This window comes from Serratia sp. H402Y (assembly GCF_051172415.1).
Classification (GTDB): Bacteria; Pseudomonadota; Gammaproteobacteria; order Enterobacterales; family Enterobacteriaceae; genus Serratia; species Serratia ureilytica.
In genome coordinates this window covers 365236-385213 of record NZ_JBPIYZ010000003.1, presented here as the reverse complement: position 1 = coordinate 385213, position 19978 = coordinate 365236, and the positions used below count along the sequence as shown (strand labels likewise).

The 19978-nt window shown below is 62.5% G+C and carries 20 protein-coding genes; 2 read left to right on the top strand and 18 right to left on the bottom strand.

Annotation, left to right across the window (positions count from 1 at the left end):
- Positions 1–133 (bottom strand): hypothetical protein (locus tag ACSBQS_RS18460; protein WP_139159286.1); only part of this gene is annotated, 133 nt, incomplete at its 3' end.
- Positions 134–371: 238 nt separating this feature from the next.
- Between ACSBQS_RS18460 and ACSBQS_RS18455 the strand changes: the two genes are divergently transcribed.
- Positions 372–1124 carry a M48 family metallopeptidase gene (locus tag ACSBQS_RS18455; RefSeq protein ID WP_004937650.1) on the top strand — a complete coding sequence of 251 codons (753 nt, stop codon included), beginning with the start codon at positions 372–374 and terminating at the stop codon, positions 1122–1124.
- A 41-nt stretch (positions 1125–1165) separates the two neighbouring features.
- Here ACSBQS_RS18455 and ACSBQS_RS18450 read toward each other — a convergent pair whose 3' ends face one another.
- The 14 genes from ACSBQS_RS18450 to ACSBQS_RS18385 form a co-directional block, all read right to left on the bottom strand.
- The gene (locus ACSBQS_RS18450; RefSeq protein WP_025304194.1) at positions 1166–2806 is read right to left on the bottom strand and encodes a thiamine pyrophosphate-binding protein; all 1641 of its coding nucleotides are present in this window, start codon (positions 2804–2806) and stop codon (positions 1166–1168) included.
- 52 nt (positions 2807–2858) lie between these two features.
- A complete protein-coding gene (locus ACSBQS_RS18445) occupies positions 2859–4328 on the bottom strand; it encodes an aldehyde dehydrogenase (RefSeq protein WP_197666951.1) in 1470 nt (489 codons plus the stop codon).
- 16 nt (positions 4329–4344) lie between these two features.
- Positions 4345–5139, bottom strand: coding sequence for an aspartate dehydrogenase (locus tag ACSBQS_RS18440; protein WP_182073809.1), 795 nt, complete (start codon positions 5137–5139; stop codon positions 4345–4347).
- A gap of 15 nt (positions 5140–5154) precedes the next feature.
- A complete protein-coding gene (locus ACSBQS_RS18435) occupies positions 5155–5949 on the bottom strand; it encodes an SDR family oxidoreductase (protein WP_033644722.1) in 795 nt (264 codons plus the stop codon).
- Complete coding sequence (locus tag ACSBQS_RS18430; protein WP_434991265.1) at positions 5946–6764, bottom strand: alpha/beta fold hydrolase; 819 nt, start codon at positions 6762–6764, stop codon at positions 5946–5948. The genes ACSBQS_RS18435 and ACSBQS_RS18430 overlap by 4 nt, the downstream gene beginning before the upstream one ends.
- Positions 6764–7288 (bottom strand): cupin domain-containing protein, encoded by a 525-nt coding sequence (locus tag ACSBQS_RS18425; RefSeq protein WP_004937634.1) that lies wholly within the window; start codon positions 7286–7288, stop codon positions 6764–6766. Before ACSBQS_RS18425 ends, ACSBQS_RS18430 begins: the two co-directional genes overlap by 1 nt.
- Before the next feature lie 32 nt (positions 7289–7320).
- A complete protein-coding gene (locus ACSBQS_RS18420) occupies positions 7321–8577 on the bottom strand; it encodes an MFS transporter (protein WP_129993404.1) in 1257 nt (418 codons plus the stop codon).
- Between the two features lie 23 nt (positions 8578–8600).
- Complete coding sequence (locus ACSBQS_RS18415) at positions 8601–9812, bottom strand: NAD(P)/FAD-dependent oxidoreductase (protein WP_434991264.1); 1212 nt, start codon at positions 9810–9812, stop codon at positions 8601–8603.
- Positions 9809–10750, bottom strand: a complete 942-nt coding sequence (locus ACSBQS_RS18410) for a VOC family protein (protein WP_047573726.1) — start codon at positions 10748–10750, stop codon at positions 9809–9811. Before ACSBQS_RS18410 ends, ACSBQS_RS18415 begins: the two co-directional genes overlap by 4 nt.
- Positions 10751–10859: 109 nt before the next feature.
- A complete protein-coding gene (locus tag ACSBQS_RS18405; RefSeq protein WP_033639418.1) occupies positions 10860–11654 on the bottom strand; it encodes an IclR family transcriptional regulator in 795 nt (264 codons plus the stop codon).
- Positions 11655–11691: 37 nt separating this feature from the next.
- Entirely contained in the window at positions 11692–12447 is a 756-nt protein-coding gene (locus tag ACSBQS_RS18400) for an SDR family oxidoreductase (protein ID WP_042785346.1), read from the bottom strand.
- On the bottom strand, positions 12444–13487 hold the full coding sequence (locus ACSBQS_RS18395; protein ID WP_042785347.1) for an aromatic ring-hydroxylating oxygenase subunit alpha: 1044 nt from the start codon (positions 13485–13487) through the stop codon (positions 12444–12446). The genes ACSBQS_RS18400 and ACSBQS_RS18395 overlap by 4 nt, the downstream gene beginning before the upstream one ends.
- 20 nt (positions 13488–13507) lie before the next feature.
- Entirely contained in the window at positions 13508–13816 is a 309-nt protein-coding gene (locus tag ACSBQS_RS18390; RefSeq protein ID WP_019456046.1) for a recombinase-like helix-turn-helix domain-containing protein, read from the bottom strand.
- Between the two features lie 2 nt (positions 13817–13818).
- The gene (locus tag ACSBQS_RS18385; protein ID WP_004937614.1) at positions 13819–14136 is read right to left on the bottom strand and encodes a non-heme iron oxygenase ferredoxin subunit; all 318 of its coding nucleotides are present in this window, start codon (positions 14134–14136) and stop codon (positions 13819–13821) included.
- A gap of 397 nt (positions 14137–14533) precedes the next feature.
- Here ACSBQS_RS18385 and ACSBQS_RS18380 point away from each other — a divergent pair, with 397 nt between their 5' ends.
- Entirely contained in the window at positions 14534–15775 is a 1242-nt protein-coding gene (locus ACSBQS_RS18380; protein ID WP_033652734.1) for an MFS transporter, read from the top strand.
- Between the two features lie 110 nt (positions 15776–15885).
- On the opposite strand, the gene ACSBQS_RS18375 is transcribed toward ACSBQS_RS18380, so the two are convergent.
- The 3 genes from ACSBQS_RS18375 to speA all read right to left on the bottom strand — a co-directional run bounded on the left by ACSBQS_RS18375 (position 15886) and on the right by speA (position 19467).
- Positions 15886–16038 (bottom strand): Hok/Gef family protein, encoded by a 153-nt coding sequence (locus ACSBQS_RS18375; RefSeq protein ID WP_004937610.1) that lies wholly within the window; start codon positions 16036–16038, stop codon positions 15886–15888.
- Positions 16039–16375: 337 nt separating this feature from the next.
- Positions 16376–17296 (bottom strand): agmatinase, encoded by a 921-nt coding sequence (speB, locus tag ACSBQS_RS18370; RefSeq protein WP_004937606.1) that lies wholly within the window; start codon positions 17294–17296, stop codon positions 16376–16378.
- A 194-nt stretch (positions 17297–17490) separates the two neighbouring features.
- Positions 17491–19467 (bottom strand): biosynthetic arginine decarboxylase, encoded by a 1977-nt coding sequence (speA, locus tag ACSBQS_RS18365; protein ID WP_028127388.1) that lies wholly within the window; start codon positions 19465–19467, stop codon positions 17491–17493.
- Between the last annotated feature and the right edge of the window lie 511 nt (positions 19468–19978).

The window sequence follows — 19978 nt, the reverse complement described above, 5'->3', positions numbered from 1 at the left end:
GGTAGTCGCGCCACAGGACTTCGGCGATGTCCGCCATGCCCATAGGGGCCCCCGGGTGGCCGGAATTTGCTTTTTGTACGGCGTCCATGCTGAGTGCGCGGATGGCGTTGGCAAGCTCTTTACGAGAGGACATGTTTTACTCCAGGTCGGATAAAAAAAGCAGTCAAGTTCCCTATTTTCTCAGACTCCACATCACAACGGCAATCCCTAATGCCAAATGAGAGCGAGTTCACCACTTATTAGCACGATTGGACGCTTTTTCGGAATAACACTATTCTCGCCCCGTCTGGCGTACACTAGGCTCTTGCGGCAAGATAGCCTCAAAGCAAAATGACTCTTTTACCTTGTTACCTTCACAGGAAGATGGCGTTATGAAGATCCGTACCTCTTTGATTGCGTTGGGCATTGCCACCTTGGCAACCGGCTGTCAAAACCTGAATACCGAAACCCTGATGCAGTCCGGCGCGCAGGCGTTCCAGGCGGCGACCCTGAGCAACAACGACGTTAAGGCCCTGAGTGATAAATCCTGCGCCGAGATGGACAGCAAGGCACAAATCGCGCCGGCCGACAGCACCTATGCCAAGCGTCTCAACAAAATCGCTGCGGCGCTGGGCGACAACATCAACGGCACCCCGGCCAACTACAAGGTCTACGTGACCAAAGACGTCAACGCCTGGGCGATGGCCAACGGCTGTATCCGCGTTTACAGCGGCCTGATGGACATCATGAACGACAACGAAGTGGAAGGCGTGCTGGGCCACGAAATGGGCCACGTGGCGCTGGGCCACACCCGTAAAGCGATGCAGGTGGCTTACGGCACCGTGGCGCTGCGCACCGCGGCGTCCTCCGCCGGCGGCGTTATCGGCTCGCTGTCGCAGTCGCAGCTGGCGGACATCGGCGAGAAGCTGGTCAGCGCCCAGTTCTCGCAGAAGCAGGAAAGCGAAGCGGATGATTACTCGTTCGATCTGCTGAAAAAGCGCGGCATCGATCCGAACGGCCTGGCCACCAGCTTCGAAAAACTGGCCCAAATGGAAGCCGGCCGTCAGAGCAGCATGTTCGACGATCACCCGTCTTCCCAAGCGCGCGCGCAGCACATTCGCGATCGCATCGCGGCAGAGAAGTAACAACGAGAACGCCCGGCAACCGCCGGGCGTTTTTTATCGTCTCAATACAGGGTTTTCTGCGGCGGCCCGGCGAAGGTCAGCGGCCCGACCTGCTTCATGTCCACCTCGACCACCGACGGCCCCGGGTAATTGATCGCTTCGGCCAGCACGCCGTTGAACTGCGCCGCCGCCTCGACCTTCCAGGCTTTCAGCCCCATCGCTTCGGCTATTTGAGTAAAGGCCGGCGTATGCAGCTCGTTGTAATACTGGCGCCCGGCGAAATACTTGTCCTGAATGCCGCGCATCACGCCATAGCCGCCGTCGTTCATGATCAGCAGGGTGATGTTCACCTGTTCCTGCGCCATGGTCGCCAGTTCCCCCAGGCCCAGCGCCAAACCGCCATCGCCCACCAGCCCCACCACCTTGCGCTGCGGGTTGGCGATCGCGGTGCCGATCGCCATCGGCAGCCCCATGCCGATAGCACCGGCCAGCGAGTGAATGTTGCACAGCGGCGAGATCGCGCGGAACAAACGGCTGCCCCAGACGCTGCCGGATACGGTGATATCGCGCACCAGCAATCCGTCCTGCGGCAGCGCGGCGTCGATGGCGTCGTTGAGTTTGGCGTATTCACCGGACTGCTGACGCAACGCACTCTCCGCCTGCTGCACCGCCCCCGCGATCTCGGCATCCCACTCGGCGTTGACCTTCTCGCCGGGGCTCAGCCGCGCCGCCAGCGCGGCCAGCAGCGCCGCACAGTCGCCATTGATCTGCTCATCGGCCAGGTAGTTGCGGTTGGCCGCCGCCGGATCGATGTCAATTTGCACCAGCGGGCGCGGCAGCGGCAGCGTCCAGGTGCGGGTTTCATTACTGCGCAGCCGTGAACCGGCCACCAGCGTCAGGTCGCACTGCGTCAGGATAGCCTCGATGCTCGGCGAGTTGTGGAACGCCCGCAGGCTGCGCGGATGGCTGTCCGGCAGAATGCCGCGCCCGTGGGTGCTGGAGATCACCGCCACGCCGGCGTCCGCCAGCTTGCGCACCGCATCGCCGCAGGCCAACGCGCCGCCGCCCAGCCACAGCAACGGGCGCTTGGCCTGTTTCAGCCGCTGATGCAGCCGCTCCACCGCCGCATCGTCCGCCTTCGGCAGCGGCGCCGGCGCCAATGCTTCGGTCAGCACCGAGCGGGAAACCAGGCTGCTTTGGATATCGATCGGGATCTCGACCGCCACCGGGCCGCAGGGCACGGTTTGCGCATCCAGGATCGCTCGCTGGATCACCGCCACCGCCTGTTCCGGCGAATTGACCCGGTAGGCGCGCTTGGAGCAGGCGCGCAGAAAACCGAGCTGATCGCGGGTTTCATGAATAAACCCGGCGTCGGCGTCCAGATAGGCTTTTTCTACCTGGCCGGTGATATGCAACAGCGGCGTGTTGGCGTTAAGCGCTTCAATCATCGCCCCCACCGCGTTGCCCGCGCCGGCGCCGGTGCTGGTCAACGCCACGCCCAGGCCGGAGAAGCGCCCATGCGCATCGGCCATGGTGACCGCGCCCGCTTCGCCGCGCGCCGGCACGAAGCGAATTTTATCGCGCTGCCCCACCGCATCGGCGATCGGCAGATTATGAATCGAAATGATGCCGTACATCGCCGACACCGCGTACTGTTCCAGAGTCCGGGCTATCGCCTCGCCAACCGTGATTTTATCGCTCATCATCTGCCTTCTTAGGGTAGTCGTTATTAGGGTTATGCGTAGAGGTGTCGGCCTAGTCGCTCCAGCGGTTCACCTGATGGCTCAGCGCCAGATACACGCTTTTCTGCTGCATGTAGGCCTTGATGCCGTTCAGGCCCTTTTCGCGGCCCAGACCGCTTTCCTTGAAACCGCCGAACGGCGTGGAAATCGAGAACGTTTTGTAGGTGTTGACCCAGACGGTGCCGGTTTCCAACCGCTCCGCCAGCGCCATCGCCCGCGGGAAATCGCGGCTCCAGATGCCGGCCGCCAGGCCGTACACCGAGTCGTTGGCCTGTTCGATCAGCTGTCGCTCGTCGTCGAACGGCATCGCCACCAGCACCGGCCCGAAGATCTCCTCTTGGCAGACGCGGGCGTCGTTGTTCAAACCTTCAATAATGGTCGGCAGGTAATAGCTACCGCTCGCCAGTTGCGGATCGGCCGGCGCTTCACCGCCGATGACCACCCGGCCGCCCTCCTGCCGCGCCAGCGCCACGTAGTCCGCCACGCTTTGCCGATGTTTGGCGCTGATCAGCGGGCCGAGATGCACGCCCGGCACCAGCGGGTTGCCGATGCGCAGCCCCGCCGTCAGTTCGGTCAAGCGCGCCAGCAGCGGCTGATACAGCGAACGATGCACGAACAGCCGCGAACCGGCGATGCACGCCTGGCCGGCGGAGCTGAAAATGCCGTAGCAGATGCCGCGCGCCGCCGGCTCCAGATCGGCGTCCTCCAGCACGATGGTCGGCGATTTACCGCCCAGCTCCAGCGAGGTGGGGATCAGCTTGTCGGCGGCGATGTGCGCCAAATGGCGCCCGGTGCTGGTCCCGCCGGTAAAGGCGATCTTTTTCACCAACGGATGGCGCGCCAACGCCTCGCCGATCACCGAACCTTTGCCCGGCAGCACGCTGAGCAGCCCAGCAGGAAGCCCCGCCTGTTCGAACAGCTCGGCCAGCTTCAGCGCCATCAGCGGCGTGGCTTCGGCCGGTTTGAGCACCACGGCGTTACCCGCCGCCAGCGCCGGCGCCACCTTCTGCATTTCGCTGGCGATCGGTGAGTTCCACGGCGTGATGGCGGCGATCACCCCCATCGGTTGATACTGGCTGAGCGTCATCACTTCGGCGCTGCGCGGGGTCGGCAGCTCGCCCTCCAGCACTTCGCAAGCGGCGGCGAAGTAACGCGCGGTCGCCGCCGCGCTGGCCACCAGCCCGCGGGTCTCCGCCAGCGGCTTGCCGTTGTCGCGGGTCTGCAGCTCGGCCAGCTGTTCCTGTTGCGCCAGAATCAGGTTGCTCACGCGGTAGAGAATTGAGGCGCGTTGGTGCGGCACCAGCCCACGCCATTCCGGCGCGCGCCAGGCCTTTTCCGCCGCCTCAACCGCCTCGTTGACATCCTCGACGTTAGCGGCGCGCAGCCGCGCGTTGACGCTGCCGTCGGCCGGGAATACCGAAGCCATCTCTTCGCCGCGCCCTTCACGCCAGCGCCCGGCGACAAAAATATTCAATCGTTCCATGCTCCGCTCCTGCCGTTCAGGCAATAAAACCGCCGTCCACCAGACGGCGGCAGGCTTGTACCGCGCTCAGCGCCGCCAGGGTTGATGTTTTGGGATTGCTCGCCAGCGGGGTGCCGCTCAGCTCGATGTGAAACTCGCCAAAGTCGCCGCATACCTGCAGCCGATGGGTATTGCGCCGGGTGGCGGGATCGACCTGCAGGCGCACCCGAGTGGCATCCATCCCCAGGCCGTTGAGCGCAATGGTGGCCGCCACGTTGGCGTTGGCCGGGAATAAACGCGCCGCTTCGCGCGCCGACCCTTCAAAAAATACCTGCGCTTCGCTCACCGCATCGAGATCGATCAGCTGCTCCGCCGGGCTGCCGCGCCAGCTGGCCGGGCTCTTGCTGGCCTGATAGGTCACGCTTTCCAGCCCGCCTTCGCGCGCCGACGCCAGCCCGTCCATGCCCGCCACCGCGCCGGACAGCACGATCAGTTGCCCGTGATGGCTGCGGCAGGCCTGCTGCAACCGCTGTTGCAATGCGGCGTCCGCCAGCGCGCCGGTCGAGATCAGCGCCAGCGGCCAGCCGCGCTGCAGCACCGCTTCGCCAAACTCCACCACCGCCTGCTGGCTGGCGCACTCCAGCACCAGATCCGGCCGCTGCGAACACTGCTCGGGATGAGTCAGCGCCTGCACCCGCCCGCCAAAGGCCTCGGCGATCGCCGCATGATGAGCTGCGCGCGCCAGGATCCAGCCGATCTCCACGCCTTCCGGCAAACGGGCGATCACTTCCTTCGCCATCGCGCCGTAGCCAATCATCATGATCTTCTTCATCTTTTTCGGCCCCTGTTACACATGGCGGTTAAAGCCGCCGGAAACGTCCAGCGCCGCGCCGGTGGTAAAGGAAGCCAGCGGCGAAGCGAGGAACAGCAGCGCCTGCGCCGGTTCCTGCGGCTTGCCGAGGCGCTTCATCGGGATGCCGCGGCGTTCGGCGATCGCCGCCGTCCACTGCTCCCAGCTTTGATCTTTATCGCTGCGATCGTCGAAACGGCGGCGCCATTGGCCCGACTCCACCATCCCCAGCAAGATCGAGTTAACCCGAATGCCTTTGCCCACCAGCTCTTTCGACAGCGTCAACGTCATATTGAGCAGCGCGGCGCGCGCCGCCGAGGTGGCGATCATGTGTTCTTCCGGCTGCAGCGCCAGCAGCGAGTTCACGCAGGTGATAGACGCGATATCCGATCGTTCCAGCGCCGGTAAAAACGCCTGCACCGGGTTGATCACGCCGAACAGCTTCAGCTCTGCCTCATGCAGCCAGGCTTCGCGCGGCGTCTGGTCAAAGTGGGCGACGAAGCCCTGACCGGCGTTGTTGATCAGCAGATCCACGCCGCCGAAACGCGCCGTCACCTGAGCGGCGAACTGCGCCACCTGCTGCGCATCCAGCACGTCGCAGCGCAGCGCCAGGATCTCCGCCTGCGGGAAGTCCGCGCGCAGGCTGGCCTCCGCGCCGGCCAGTTTGTCCGGATCGCGGCCGCAGAACGCCACCTTCGCCCCTTCGGCCAGCAGCAGTTTCAGGGTTTCGAAACCGATGCCCGATGAGCCGCCGGTCACCACCGCCACCCGATCCTCAAGCTGAAAATTCATCGTTGGATTGCTCCCGTAAAGTCCCGCAGATAGCGGTTGAAACACGCCGGCGCATCGAGGTAGCTGGCGTGACCGGCGGCGGCGATCAGACGCAGCGTCGCGTCTTGCTCACGCGCCAGCTCGGCCGCCTTCTCCGGCGGCGTAATGCGATCCAGTTCACCGCACCACACTTCCAGCGGGCCGCGATAGCGCGCCAGATAGCGGCCTATGTCGTCGTTAGCCAGCATCCAGGCGGCACTCAGAAAACCGTCGGGATCGAGCTGTTGCATGCCGTTGCGCACCCAGGCGATGTCCTGCGGATCCGCCCCTTCGCGCAGCAAGGCCGCCGCCCGCTGCTCGCCGTAGCCCACCGGCCCCAGCGTCTCCATCATCTGTTGGCGCTGGCCGTACACCTGTCGGCGTTTTTCCTCCGGCGCCGTGGCATAGCCCTGCGCCGGATCCGCCAACACCAGCCCACATAGCCCGTCCGGATAGCCGGCGGCGTAGGCGCTGCCGATCAGCGCTCCCAACGAATGGCCGACGATCAGCGGCTGCGCCAGCTGCAGCGCCTCAATCAGCGCCGCCAACGCCGCTGCATAACCGGCGGCGTCAGCCTGCGGATCCGCCAACGGCAGGCTGCCGCCGTAACCTGGCGCGTCCCACGCCAACAGACGATGACCGTCCGTCAGGCCGCTGTCGTTAAACTGCTTGATCCACGAGGCGGATCCGGAACTGATGCCATGCAGCAACACCACCGGCCGCCCCTGCCCGGCCTCGCGCCAGCTCAGGGTATACGCCCCGCAGCGCGCCCGTTGGCGTTGCGCCAGGCCGTTCATCAGTTACGCTTCACTTTGGACAGCGGGTGGTCCGCCGGATAAGTCGGGATCTCCGGCTTGGCGGTGCCGAGCATCACGCACATCAGCGCCTCTTCCTCGCCGTGATTGAAAAGGCCGCGATACACGCCCGCCGGCACCGAGATCAAATCGCGCTCTTTCAGCCTGGTTTCGTAATACTCTTCCCCATCCTGAATCATCAGCGTGATGCTGCCTTTCAGCATGAAGAACACTTCCTCCACGTCGTCGTGCAGGTGCAGCGGGCCCTCGCACTTCGACGGCAACACCATGGTGGAGAAGGTGAAATTGCCCGCCGGAATGGTGTTGGCGTCGCTGGCCACGCCGGTGGCGCCGGTGCCGATGTAGCGCATCTGCGCGCGGCGGTATTTCGGGTCGAAATCGGCCTGGAATTTCAGCGCGTTCCAGTCGTATTTGCGGCCTTCGAAACGGGCGATGCGCGACTCCACCCAGTTTTCCATCGACAGATCCTGCGGCTTGACGCCGGCTTTGTTCTCAACCTGAGACATGTTGTCACTCCTCTGTTGAAACGATTGATTAATCAGTACTTTCTCAGCAACGGCAGCAGAATGAGGCAGCCGACGAACGCCATCACCACCAGGAACAGCAGGCCGTTATCCATATTGCCGGTGGCGGCGATCAACGCCCCCATCAGCACCGGCGCCAGCGCGCCGGCAAAATTGCCCAACCCGTTGAAGATGCCGCCGGCGGTGGCGCTCACCTTGCTGCTGGTGGCCTTCGCCAACAGCGCGAAAATATTCGGCGCGCCGGCGCCCCACATAAAGGTGCTGAAGGCCATGGCGGCGATCACGCTGTAGGTGCCCTGCAGGTGCAACACCACCGCCAGACCGAGGCCGGCGCCGCACAGCGACAGGAAGCAGGCCAGCGCGCGGCGATCCAGCTTGTCCGACAGCCAGGCGCCCAGCACTTCGCCGAGCAGCATGGCGATGAACGGCAGCGAAGAGAGGTAACCGGCATGTTCCAGATGAATGCCTTTGCCCTTGATCAGATAGCTCGGCAGCCAGCCGTTCATGCCCCACAGGTAGGTCAGGAAGGCGATGTTGAACAGGCAAATCATCCAGAAATGCGGGCTGCGCAGCAGCTCGCGGCGATGCTGTTGGCGTTCGGACACCGCCGGTTTGGCCGCCGCCGCCGGACGCGCGACGTTCAGGTGGCGCATGCCGAACAGCACCAGCAACATCACCGGCAGCGTCAGAAACGCCATAAAGAAGAAGGTGGCCTGCCAGTCGAAGGTATTGAGGATGTACAGGGTGACCGGGAAGCCGAGCGCGGCCCCCAGCGGCGTGCCGAGCAACCACAGCATGGTGGCGCGCGCCTGCAGCTGCGGCGGGAAGGCCTGACGAATAATGGCGTAGGCCATCGGCAGCAGCGGCCCTTCGGCGATGCCGAGCAGAATGCGCAGCGTCATCATGGCGTGATAGGAGCGCACCAGCCCCATCAACACCATCAGCACGCCCCATACCACCATCATGCCAATCAATACTTTGACCGGATTAAGCCGATCGCCGATGCCGCTGAGCAGCATCGAGGAGATGCCGTAGGAGAACAGAAACGCGCTCATCAGCAACCCCAGCCGCGCCGGGTCAAAACCGATGCCCAGCGCCTGCTGAAACTCGGCGTCGGAAAACAGCGCCGCGATGCTGATTTTGTCGAAAAACGCCAGCAGCACGCAGGCGAACAGCGCGATCGGCACCGACCAGCGCACCCGCTGCTGCGGATTTTCGGCAACGGTTTCCCCCGCCCGTCCAGCGCGGGCGTCAATGTCTTGCGTAGTCATAAAACGCTCCCGAGGTTCGGGCGTTATTTCAACGCCATCAAAGAAAACTCCGCATCCGCCAGCTGCTGCGGATCCAGCACCCGGCCGCTCGCCAGCCAACGCTTGCCGAGCTTGATGGTGCGCGCGTCGTTGAACGCCACCATCTGCACCAGTTGCCGATCGGCGTTCAGCGTGAAGAACACCTGCGACTGCGGCGTGCGGCGCACCACATGGTGCACGCCGCCGCTCGGCACGCCGAGGATCTGGATATTGACGTCGTATTGATCCGACCACAGCCAGGCCACGTCGTCATACGGAGCGGCGAAGGCGTCGAGCATTGCGCAGGCGGTGCTGATGGCCTGATTTTGCGCGTAGGCCCAGGACTGCAGGCACAGGCCGAGCGTCGGGTGGCGCGCCACATCGCCCGCGGCGAAGATCGCCGGATGGCTGGTGCGCCCCTGGCCGTCGACCACGATGCCGGACTCGATAGCCAGCCCGGCGCTGCGCGCCAGTTCGAGATTCAGCTCGACGCCGATCCCCACCACCACCAGATCGAAGGCCTGCGGATCGCTGACTTCGCTGCCGATCCAGGCGGCGCCGTCGCGATCTTCCAGCGAGATCTCGCCGCAGCCGCACAACACCGTCACGCCCTGCCGGCGATGCAGTTCGAGCAACGCCTGTGAGACATCGGCGCCGACGCTGCGCATGCACAGCGCAGGCTGGCGCTCAAACACCGTCACCTCAACGCCGAGACGGCGCGCAGAAGCGGCGATCTCCAGCCCGATCCAACCGCCGCCGACGATCGCCAGGCGACGACAACTCTGCAGGCCCTGCCGCAACCGGGCCGCATCATCCCAGGAACGCAGCGTCATCACGCGCGGGTGCTGCACCCAGGCGGCGCCCGGCAAACGCGGCCGCCCGCCGGTGGCGATCAGCAACTGCTCGAACTGCAGCCGTCGCCCGTCGCTGAGCGTGACGATTTGCTGTTCGGCGTCGATAGACTCGGCGCGCAGCGGGCGACGCCAGTCGATGTTCAGCTCCGCCACCGCCTGTTCGCTGAACAGCCGGCTCAGGGGAGCCGCGGCATCCAGCAGCGCCGCTTTCGACAGCGGCGGCCGCTCGTAAAAATCGTAGGGTTCGTCGCTTATCACCGTCAGCCGGCCGCTGTAACCCCGGTCACGCAGCGTCTTGGCCGCCCAACCGCCGGCCTGGCCGCCGCCGACGATGACAATGCCCGCCTGTTCCGGCCGGTTCATAACGCTTGCGCCTTTTTATGCTGGCGGCGCGTATCGTGATCGATGCCGCCTTCTACCGCCCATTCGGTGAAGGAGACCAGCGAATGTTCCAGCTCGCGCGGCTGCCAGTTTTCCGTCAGATAATCGTCGTTGGTGTAGTACTCGAACGCGCCGCCGGTCGGGCTGTTGACGTACCAGAAATACGCCGAGGAAATCGGGTGGCGGCCAGGGCCGATGAAGGTGCTCCACTGCTCTTTGTTCATGGCGATGCCGCCGCCGATCACTTCATGGATATCGCGCACGGTGAACGCCACATGGTTCAGGCCGCGTGGGCGGTTGGGCAGCTTCAGCAGGAACAGATTATGGTGACCGCCGCGCGCCTGGGTGCGCAGGAAGACGGCGCGATCGATATAGCGATCGGAAACCTGGAAATCCAACAGCTCGCGGTAGAAACGCTCGGTCGCCGCCAGATCGTCAACGAAGAACACCACGTGGCCGATGTTGATCGGCTGCGCCTGCGAGTAGACCGGGCTGGGTTGATCGATGCGGCGCACGTCGCCCCATTGGTTGATCGGCGTGACCGGCACTTCGACCGCCTGCTGGCGGCTGACGACGAAGCGCAGCGTCATGCCGTTGGGATCGCGGCATTCCAGCTCTTCCCCCACCTGACGAAAGCCGGGCATCAACGCCAAACGCGGCTGCAGACGCGCCAGATCCGCGGGCGATGCCACGCCCCAGGTCATGCGGCGCAGGGTGGAACCGCCTTCAAACGCCGCAGGCAGCGCCGCGCTTTGCAACGGGTGCAGAACGACCCGCGCCCCGCTCAGGGTAGTGAATTCGCGCTGCGGTTCGCCCCAATGTTGCGTGGCGGGCTGCAGGCCAAAGTCATGCATGAATTTTTCGCAGGTTGGCAGATCTTCGACGCCAAACTCCAGTTTTTCGATTCCGATTACGCTCATTGCTCAGCCTCACGTTCTCGCTGTATACGGTTTTCAGGCATGACTGAACCCCGGCCCCTGTTTGCTGTGGGCCTTATCCCTGCCTGAGTGAAAGAGTCGGTCCTGTCGGTTAGCCGACGTTGGCCTGCGGCGGCGCGCCGAGGAAGCCGGAAATTTTCTCCGCCGCATCTCGCACTTCCATGCGCAGCCGCTCGCGATCCGCTTTCGGGATCTCATCGGACGGCACCATGATGCTGACCACCGCCTCGACCCGCTGCTCACGGTTGAAGATCGGGTAGACGATCGAGGAGATGCCGTGGCGGAAGAATGATTCGCCGATCACATAGCCGCGCGCCTTGTCTTGCTGCACCATCTGCCACAGCGTTTCGCGATCCGCCGGGGTGCCCGGCGCGTTGCCCGGCAGCTGCTCGTCCGGATAGAGTTGTTCGAACTCGCTGCGGGTGGCGCTGGTCAACAACATGCGGCCGAGCGAGGTTTGGTGCACCGGCAAACGGGTGCCGACGCTGACCTGATTGATCTGAGAACCGGCGGCGCTGACGCGGGCGATATAGATCACGTCGCGCCCGTCGCGGATCGCCAGATGGCTGCTGCACTGGCTGCGATCGCGCAGCTGTTCGATCACCGGCTGGCCGGCCTGCGCGACGTCCAGCGACGCGATGTATTCAAAGCCGAGACGCAGCACCTTGATGCCCAGCGCGAAGGTATTGGTGCGCGGATTGCGCTCCAGAAAGCCCAGGTGCTCGAGCGTCTGCACCACGCGGTAGGCGGTGGCCTTCGGCATATCGACCAGGCGATGCAACTCGGCAAAGGTCATTTCCTTATGCTGCTCGCCAAACGCCAGCAGCAACTGCAATCCGCGATCCAGTCCCGGGATCAGATACTTACATGCTTGCTCGTCCGCCATCTCTCGCTCCTGCGCTGTGCGCCTGCCCTGCGGGCCGTCAGTTGAATACGAAGCCGCCGTTGACCGGCAGCAGTTGGCCGGTGACGAAATCCGCCAACGGCGACAGCAGATAAAGCACCGTGCCGTTCACATCGTCCGGATGCTGCGCCCCGGCCAGCGCGCGCCCCTGTTCATACAGCTGATGGCGCTCGGCGGGCACATACTCGGTGGCTTCCACCCGCGTCAGGCCCGGCGCAATAGCGTTGACGCAGATGCCCTGCGGGCCCAGCTCGCGCGCCATCGATCTCGTCATCGCGATCACCGCGCCTTTGCTGGCGACATAGGCCATCAGGCGCGGCGCGCCCCACAGCGCGGTGTCCGACGCCACGTTGACGATCTTGGCGTGCGGGTTGCGCGCCAGCAGCGGCACTGCCGCCTGGCTCACCAACCAGGTGCCGCGCACGTTGACCTGCATTACCCGATCCCACAGATCGATGTCGTATTCCATCATGGTTTTACCGCCGACGCCGGTCGCCAGCGCCGCGTTGTTCACCAGCCCGTCGATCCCGCCGCCTGTGGCGATCTTCTCGAACGCCGAACGGATCGAATCCGGTGAGGCCAGATCGATGATTTGCGTTTCCACCTGAGCGCCCTGCTCACGCAGCGCGGCGCCGCTCACCGTCAGCTCATCCGCCAAAATGTCGCACATCACCACCTGCGCGCCGGCAGCGGCAATGGCGGCGGCGAAGCTGTAGCCCAGACCGCGCGCCGCGCCGGTGACCACGATGCGCTTGCCGTTCAGCAGGCCGTTCACTGCGCCGCCTCCCGCTCGCGCAGCGTCGCCAGCTGTTTCTGCGCCTCTTTCTGCATCAGGCGGCGCAGGCGCGACAGACCGACGTCGTGCTGGTACAGGTATTCGCGGCCACGGGCGTTAGGCGCCATGTTTTCAAGCACGATGCGATCCTGCTCGAGGACGTCCCAATGCAATGATTCCAGGCGATTGCGATACATGAAGCGCCACATGTCGCGCTGCCAGTCTTGGACCTTACGGATGCGCCAGAAGAATACCCGGCAGTGATCCTTGTCTTCCGGCACCACCATGCCGATGATCCAGAAGTGGCCGCCCGGCCCGAAACGTTTCTTGTACGGGATCGACAGACGCATCCAATACGCGCCGCTGTTGCCGAACTCCACCCAGTCGAAATTGACGCCGATCTGGCCGTTTTTCTTGAAGATAAACCCGCTGTCGGTCGGCTCCAGCCCCATGTCCGCCTTGCGATCCCCTTCCGCCATCGAGTGCGAGGAAGAGTGCAGGTAGGTGCCGTGCATCGGATCCATCACGTTTTCCAGGGCGTATTGGTAGTTGCAGTTCCAACTGGCGGTACACAAGAAGTGGCTGTACGACGCTTCGTCCGCCAGCTCTTGCGGGAAAGTCAGCTCCGCCGGCGCTTCATCCGCCGTCACGCCAAAATAGAGGAACACCGCGCCGTAGGCTTCTTTGGCCGGGTAAGCGCGCAGGCATTTTTGCCCCACCAGCGGGCAGCGATCCACCGCCGGCACGTCTTTCACCGTCCCGTCGCCGCCGACTTCCACCCCGTGATACCAGCAGGCGATGCGATCGCCGAGGTTCCACCCCATGGAAAGCCGCGCGCCGCGGTGCGGGCAGCGATCTTCCAACGCGTGGATCTGGCCTTCACCGTCGCGCCACACCACGATTTGTTGCTCAAGGCGGGTGATGCCGACCGGATTGTTACCCACTTCCCAACTGGCCAGCACCGGATACCACATGCCGCGCAGCCCCTGGTCAAGATAGTCCTGCAAGCTCTGTTCGGAGGATGTTGTGTTTGCTGTCATTGTCTTCTCCCGGGTGTCGATCAGAAACCGTTAACGTGAAGGAATTCGCGGAACGTCGCCTCATTCCACGGCTGGCCGCTGCGATCGAACAGGCGGCGCTGATTCAACGCGCTGACGATCTGTTCCAGCTCTTCCGCGCCCTGATCGAAAATCGTTTCCAGCGCCGCCACCAACGCGGTTTCGAAACCGTCCGGCACCCGGGCGCGGTTTTGCCACACAACGTTGCGGAACTGGCCCGGCTGATGGATTTGACCGTTGCCGCCTTCGCGGGCCGGCGTCACCTGTTGGGTGTCCGGCAGCCAGGGATTGAAATCGGTGATGTGCTGCATGATTACTCCTCCGCGATAAAGGTGATCTGGATTTGGTTGTCGACCACCCGGGTGGGATAGGTTTGCAGATCGCGGCCGCCCGGCTCGCGCAGGCACTGGCCGGTACGCACGTCAAACAGCGCTTCGTGCAGTGGGCACTCAACCTTGCCGTCGTCAACAAACCCCTGGCTGAGCAAGGCGTAAGCATGCGGACAGACGTCTTCCAGCGCATAGTAGTTACCGTCGAGCAGGTAAACCCCGATCTCTTTGCCTTCCACTTTGCCGGAGAAAGGAAAATCTTCTTTCACCTGAGACACTTCGCACACATTCTTCCAGCTCATTGCTTTTATCCTCTATCTGATTGTTTCATATATGAAACTCAGTTTCTTATTTAATACAGTCACTATAAGTCTGGCGAAACTTTCGTCAAGCGAGCGGCGCGGCAAATGTTAATGAAAGGTTGTTTAAAAATGACAAATGCGGGAAGGATCACGAAATAATGCACCGATATGAAAAACCTATGTCAGTTGTGCGCTCTTCAGTTAATTTATGGCAAAAATTGCGTTGATCCTGGCGGCGCATTGCGCGTAAAAGAGTTCTCTCGCTGTCTTTTAAATCCAGTTTTATAACAATAAATTTACATAAATCGGCCTCATCCCAGCGTTTGCACGTAATGGCATCCGCAGGTGAGTTTACTGCTGCCTGAATTCGTCAACCGCTCGCACTGAGGAACGCGCCGTGCAACAACGTCAACGCTGGTTTGGGGTGATCGCCCTGCTGTTTCTGATCGTTATCGCCTATGCGGATCGGGTTAATATCGCCGTGATGTTGGTCAATCCCGACTTCCTGCAACACTTTCAACTCGGCGGTGACCGCGCCCATCAGGGCACGCTGATGACGGTGTTTTTACTCGGTTACGGCCTGTCCGCCATGTTGCTGACGCCGTTTCTGGAAACGCTGATGGGTTACCGCCGCGCGCTGACGCTGAGCGTCGTGCTGTGGGCGCTGCTCACCGCCGCGTCGCCGCTGGCGGGATCGCTGCTGTTGCTGTGCGCGGTGCGCGCGCTGCTTGGCGTCAGCGAAGGACCGCTGTTCTCGCTCAAGACCATGTACATCAGCGATCATTTCGCCGCCGACGAACGCGGCAAACCCAACGCGGTCAGCGCGCTGGGCGTCTCGTTGGGGCTGGTGATCGGCTTTCCGCTGGTGAGTTTTCTGATGGCGCACTTCGGGTGGGCGATGTCGTTTCACCTGCTGGCGCTGCTCAACCTGCTGTTGGGCCTGGCGCTGGTGCGGCTGTTCGTTCATCCGCTCGCCTTACCCTCATCTTCACGCCCCGCCGATCCTCAGCCGGTGTTGAGCCGCGTCTGGCACACCTTCACGCTGGCCTGGCGCACGCCGATGCTCGGTTGGATCCTGCTGATCGAGATCGCCACGCTCAGCTATCTGTGGGGGTCCAGCGCCTGGCTGCCGGCCTACCTGACCGATGAAAAAGGATTCTCCATCAAGCAGATGGGGTGGATGGCCGCACTGCCTTTCATCGTCAGCATCGCCTCAAAATACCTCGGCGGCGTGCTGCTCGATCGTATCCGCCCCTATCAGGCGCCGCTGATCTTCGTCTTTGGCGGCGCGGCGACCGCGCTGTGCATCTATGGCGTAATGAACAGCCATCAGCTTGGCTGGATCGCGTTCTTCCTGCTGGCGGCCAACGCCTGTTGGGGCGCGCAGGGCGCGGCGATCCCCACGCTGCTGCAGCATTATGCGCGGCCGGAGGCGGTCGGCAGCGCCTATGGGCTGATCAACGGCATCGGCAATCTGTTCTCGGCGTTTGTGCCGATGGCGATGGGCATGGTAATGGCCAGCCAGGGCAAGGTGTCCTCGGGCTTTGCGGTGCTGATTGCCTCACAGCTGCTGACGCTGCTGGCGGGCGGCGCGCTGTTTGGCCGCATGTTGCTGGCGCGCCAGGTGAAGCGGGCATAGCCTGTTCCCGCACCGTTGCGGCAGAGAAAGCCAATGGCCTTGAGAGGGTGCTCATGGATCTGGACGCCAACAACCAGCAGACGGGGGACATCCCCCGTCGCCGGGTTGCCTTACCGTTCGGATTCGTAAGCCAAAATGGCCGCAACCTCCGTAGTGCCCGATCGGATACGCAGCTCACACAGCGTGCTGCGGGTTATCCATGCCAGTGATATTACCGTGGCACAAATAACCACCAGTTTTAACAGGCTCCGTTTGTTCGGCATCATGCCTTCTTCTCCTTGCCTCGCGGCGGGTAAGAGGCTAACTTAACGTTGTCTGGCGTTAGAGTTGGCCTCGGGTTGATGAATATCGACTCGGGGCTTTTCTCTTTGTATCTTTCACGCAGGCTCTAGATACAAAGATCCTGAGCACCCGCGCGCAGTATATTCATCCTCCCCGTTATCCCGGTTCCTTTTTACTGACTCCGTTTCATTTCTGCGCAAAATTGCGCAAAGGCGTTGCAACAGACTGAAAATCGCCGCACGGATGGCGACAAATGAAATAAAAAAAAGCGGCCCCCATACGATGGGAGCCGCTTTTTCAGCGAGGCGTGGCCTGGCGTCAGGCGTGTTTCTTGGCCGCCTGCAGGTACAGCATCTCCAGACCCAACGTCGCCGCGGCCAGCGCGGTGATCTCGGACTGGTCATAGGCCGGCGCCACTTCCACTACGTCCATGCCGACGATGTTCAGCGACTGCATGCCGCGCACCAGTTTCAGCGCGCGATCGGAAGTCAGACCGCCGATCACCGGCGTGCCGGTGCCCGGTGCGAACGCCGGATCCAGGCAGTCGATGTCGAAGGTCAGGTACACCGGCATATCGCCGACGATGCCTTTGATCTGGGTCAGCAGGTCGTCCACGCTGCGATCGTTCACCTGCGCGGCGTCCAGTACGGTAAAGCCATTGTCGTGATCGAACTCGGTGCGAATGCCGATCTGCACCGAGTGATGCGGGTCGATCAGGCCTTCGTTCGGCGCATGATAGAACATGGTGCCGTGGTCGAACTTGCTGCCGTTGGCGTAGGTATCGGTATGGGCGTCAAAGTGCACCAGCGCCAGCTTGCCGAAATGCTTGGCGTGCGCACGCAGCAGCGGCAGGGTGACAAAGTGGTCGCCACCGAACGAGAGCATGCGCTTACCGGCCTTCAGCAGTTTCTCCGCGTGCGCCTGCAGCTTGTCGCTCATGTCCTGCGCATCGCCGAAGTTGAACACGATGTCGCCGCAGTCAACCACGTTCAGGCGATCGCGCAGATCGAAGCTCCACGGCCAACGGTTGCCTTCCCAGGCCAGGTTGGTGGACACCTGGCGGATGGCCGCCGGGCCATGACGGCCGCCGGCGCGACCGGAGGTCGCCATGTCAAACGGAATGCCGGTGATGACCCACTCTGCATCGCTGTCGTAAGGCATGAAGTTCAGCGGAAAGCGCAGGAAACCAAAGGCGTTGGACACTAATGAATTATCGGACTGATGGCCTAAGGTGCTCATAGTAAACCCTCGTAGTTCAACAAGTTGCCGGGCACAGACGCCGGGCCGTGACAAAAAAAAATCCCTCCCGCGTCGTTAGCCCGACGAGAAAGGGATTTGTTCGATGTTTGTTTCGGTGCTACCGATACGGCAGATTATGGCCGCATTTTGTTCATGCTTCAAGGGGGCCGATATCGCCCCCCTGAAGAAGGCGGTTACTCGTCTTCCAGATACGTGTAGCCGTACAGGCCAGCTTCAAACTCTTCCAGGAACTGCGCCTGCAGCTCGCTGTCCAGATCGGTTTCTTTGACCTGATCGCGGAACTTGGACAGCAGCGCGCTCGGATCGAGCTGCACGTACTCCAGCATATCCGCCACGGTATCGCCCTCGTCGGACAGCTCGGTCTCGACGCTGCCGTCCGGGAACACGTACACATCAACCGAGGCGGTGTCGCCGAACAGGTTGTGCATGTTGCCGAGGATCTCCTGGTACGCACCGACCATGAAGAAGCCCAACGCCGGCGGGTTCTCCGGATCGTATGGCGGCATCGGCATGGTGGTCGCCACGCCGTCGCCGTCGACGTAATGGTCGATGGTGCCGTCGGAATCGCAGGTGATGTCGAGCAGCACCGCACGGCCTTCCGGCGGCTTATCCAACCCTTCCAGCGGCAGCACCGGGAACAGCTGATCGATTCCCCAGGCATCCGGCATCGACTGGAACAGCGAGAAGTTGACGTAGAACTTGTCCGCCATGCGCTCTTGCAGTTCGTCGATGATAGGACGGTGCGCGCGGTTGCTCGGATCGAGCTGCTGCTGGATCTTGTTGCAGATGTTCAGATACAGCTGCTCGGCCCAGGCGCGCTTGGTCAGGTCCAGCATGCCGTGCGCGTATTGGGTATGCACGTCGTGCAGATCCATCTGGCTGTCGTGCAGCCATTCGCGCAGCGAGCGGCGGTTTTCCGGCTCGTTCATTTCCAGCCAGGTTTCCCACATGCTTTCCAGCGCGCGCGGCGCGTCGGCTTCCGGCGGCTGCGGTTCGCTGAACTCGTTGCGCTCTACGCCGATCACGTTGGAGACCAGCACCGTGTGGTGCGCGGTCACGGCGCGACCGGACTCGGTGATCACCGTCGGGTGCGGCAGGCCGTGTTCGTTACAGGCGTCGCCGATGCCCCAAATCACGTTGTTGGCGTATTCGTTCAGGCCGTAGTTGACCGAGCAATCGGACTGCGAACGGGTGCCTTCGTAGTCGACGCCCAAGCCGCCGCCCACGTCGAAGCACTGAATGTTGACGCCCAGCTTGTGCAGCTCAACGTAGAATCGCGCCGATTCGCGCACGCCGGTGGCGATGTCGCGAATATTGGCCAGCTGCGAGCCCAAATGGAAGTGCAGCAGCTGCAGGCTGTCGAGGCGGCCCGCTTCACGCAGGGTTTCCACCAGCTTCAGCACCTGCACCGCCGCCAGACCGAACTTGGATTTTTCGCCGCCGCTCGACTGCCATTTGCCGGAGCCTTGCGATGCCAGACGCGCACGCACGCCCAGGCGCGGTATGACGTTCAGCCGTTCGGCTTCTTCCAGCACCAGATTGATCTCGGACATCTTCTCGATCACCAGGTACACCTTGTGCCCCAGCTTTTCCCCGATCAGCGCCAGACGAATATATTCACGATCTTTATAACCATTACAGACGATCACCGAGCGGGTCATGCCGGCATGCGCCAGCACCGCCATCAGTTCGGCCTTGGAGCCGGCTTCCAGCCCCAGCGGTTCGCCGGAGTTCACCAGCGATTCAATCACGCGGCGATGTTGGTTCACCTTGATCGGATACACCAGGAAATAGCCGCCCTGGTAACCGAAGGACTCACGCGCGCGTTTGAACGCGGCGTTGATAGAGCGCAGGCGATGCTGAAGGATCTGCGGGAAGCAGAACAGCGCCGGCAGACGTTGGCCGTCTTTCTGGCGCGTTTTCACCAATTCTGCCAGATCGACGCGCGCCTGCGGGACATCCGGATCCGGGCACACGCTGATATGGCCCAGCTCGTTGACGTCATAGTAATTGTTGCCCCAGTAGGCGACGTTATAAGTACGCAGCATCTTGCTGGCATTACGATCATTCATGGCAACCTCCTGCATGGAGCGCAAAGATAAAGACTCGCCCGCAACCGGCGGACGGTGAATCAACAGATCATCAGACATGGTTCGCCTCACATTCCGTACTGACGAAACCGTCAGCCACTATCGCAGCTACAACCCGCGAGAACAACCCAGCAAGCCGCGCCGGCGGCAGCGAAGAGAACTGCCGTTCGCGGTCAGCGATCGGTTTATCACTCATATAATTGTAAGACACCCTGTTCAAACCTCGTGAATCGGGCCAAGAAACATCCCACAGGAAGGCTGCAGGCTACCCTTGTTCAGTTCTTCAGACGACCGTTAGCCGGCCCGAGAATCCTGAGTAGCGGCCAAGTGTTTATCGCACCTGGTAAGTGACAGAGAGACAAGACGGGAAATAGCAGAAGAATGTGCGCCAGAACGGCACTGCTGTTGAGAACCAACAACCGGTAGACAACGGATCATTAATCCAACCACCTCCACGCGCGCCGTTCGGAGTGAACGACCCAGCCTCTAAAATAGTGTAAGAACGTGACCGTTCGATGAAGCGGCGGCGCCACGGCGAACGCCCGCGACGGATAATAGCGCAATGCCGGCG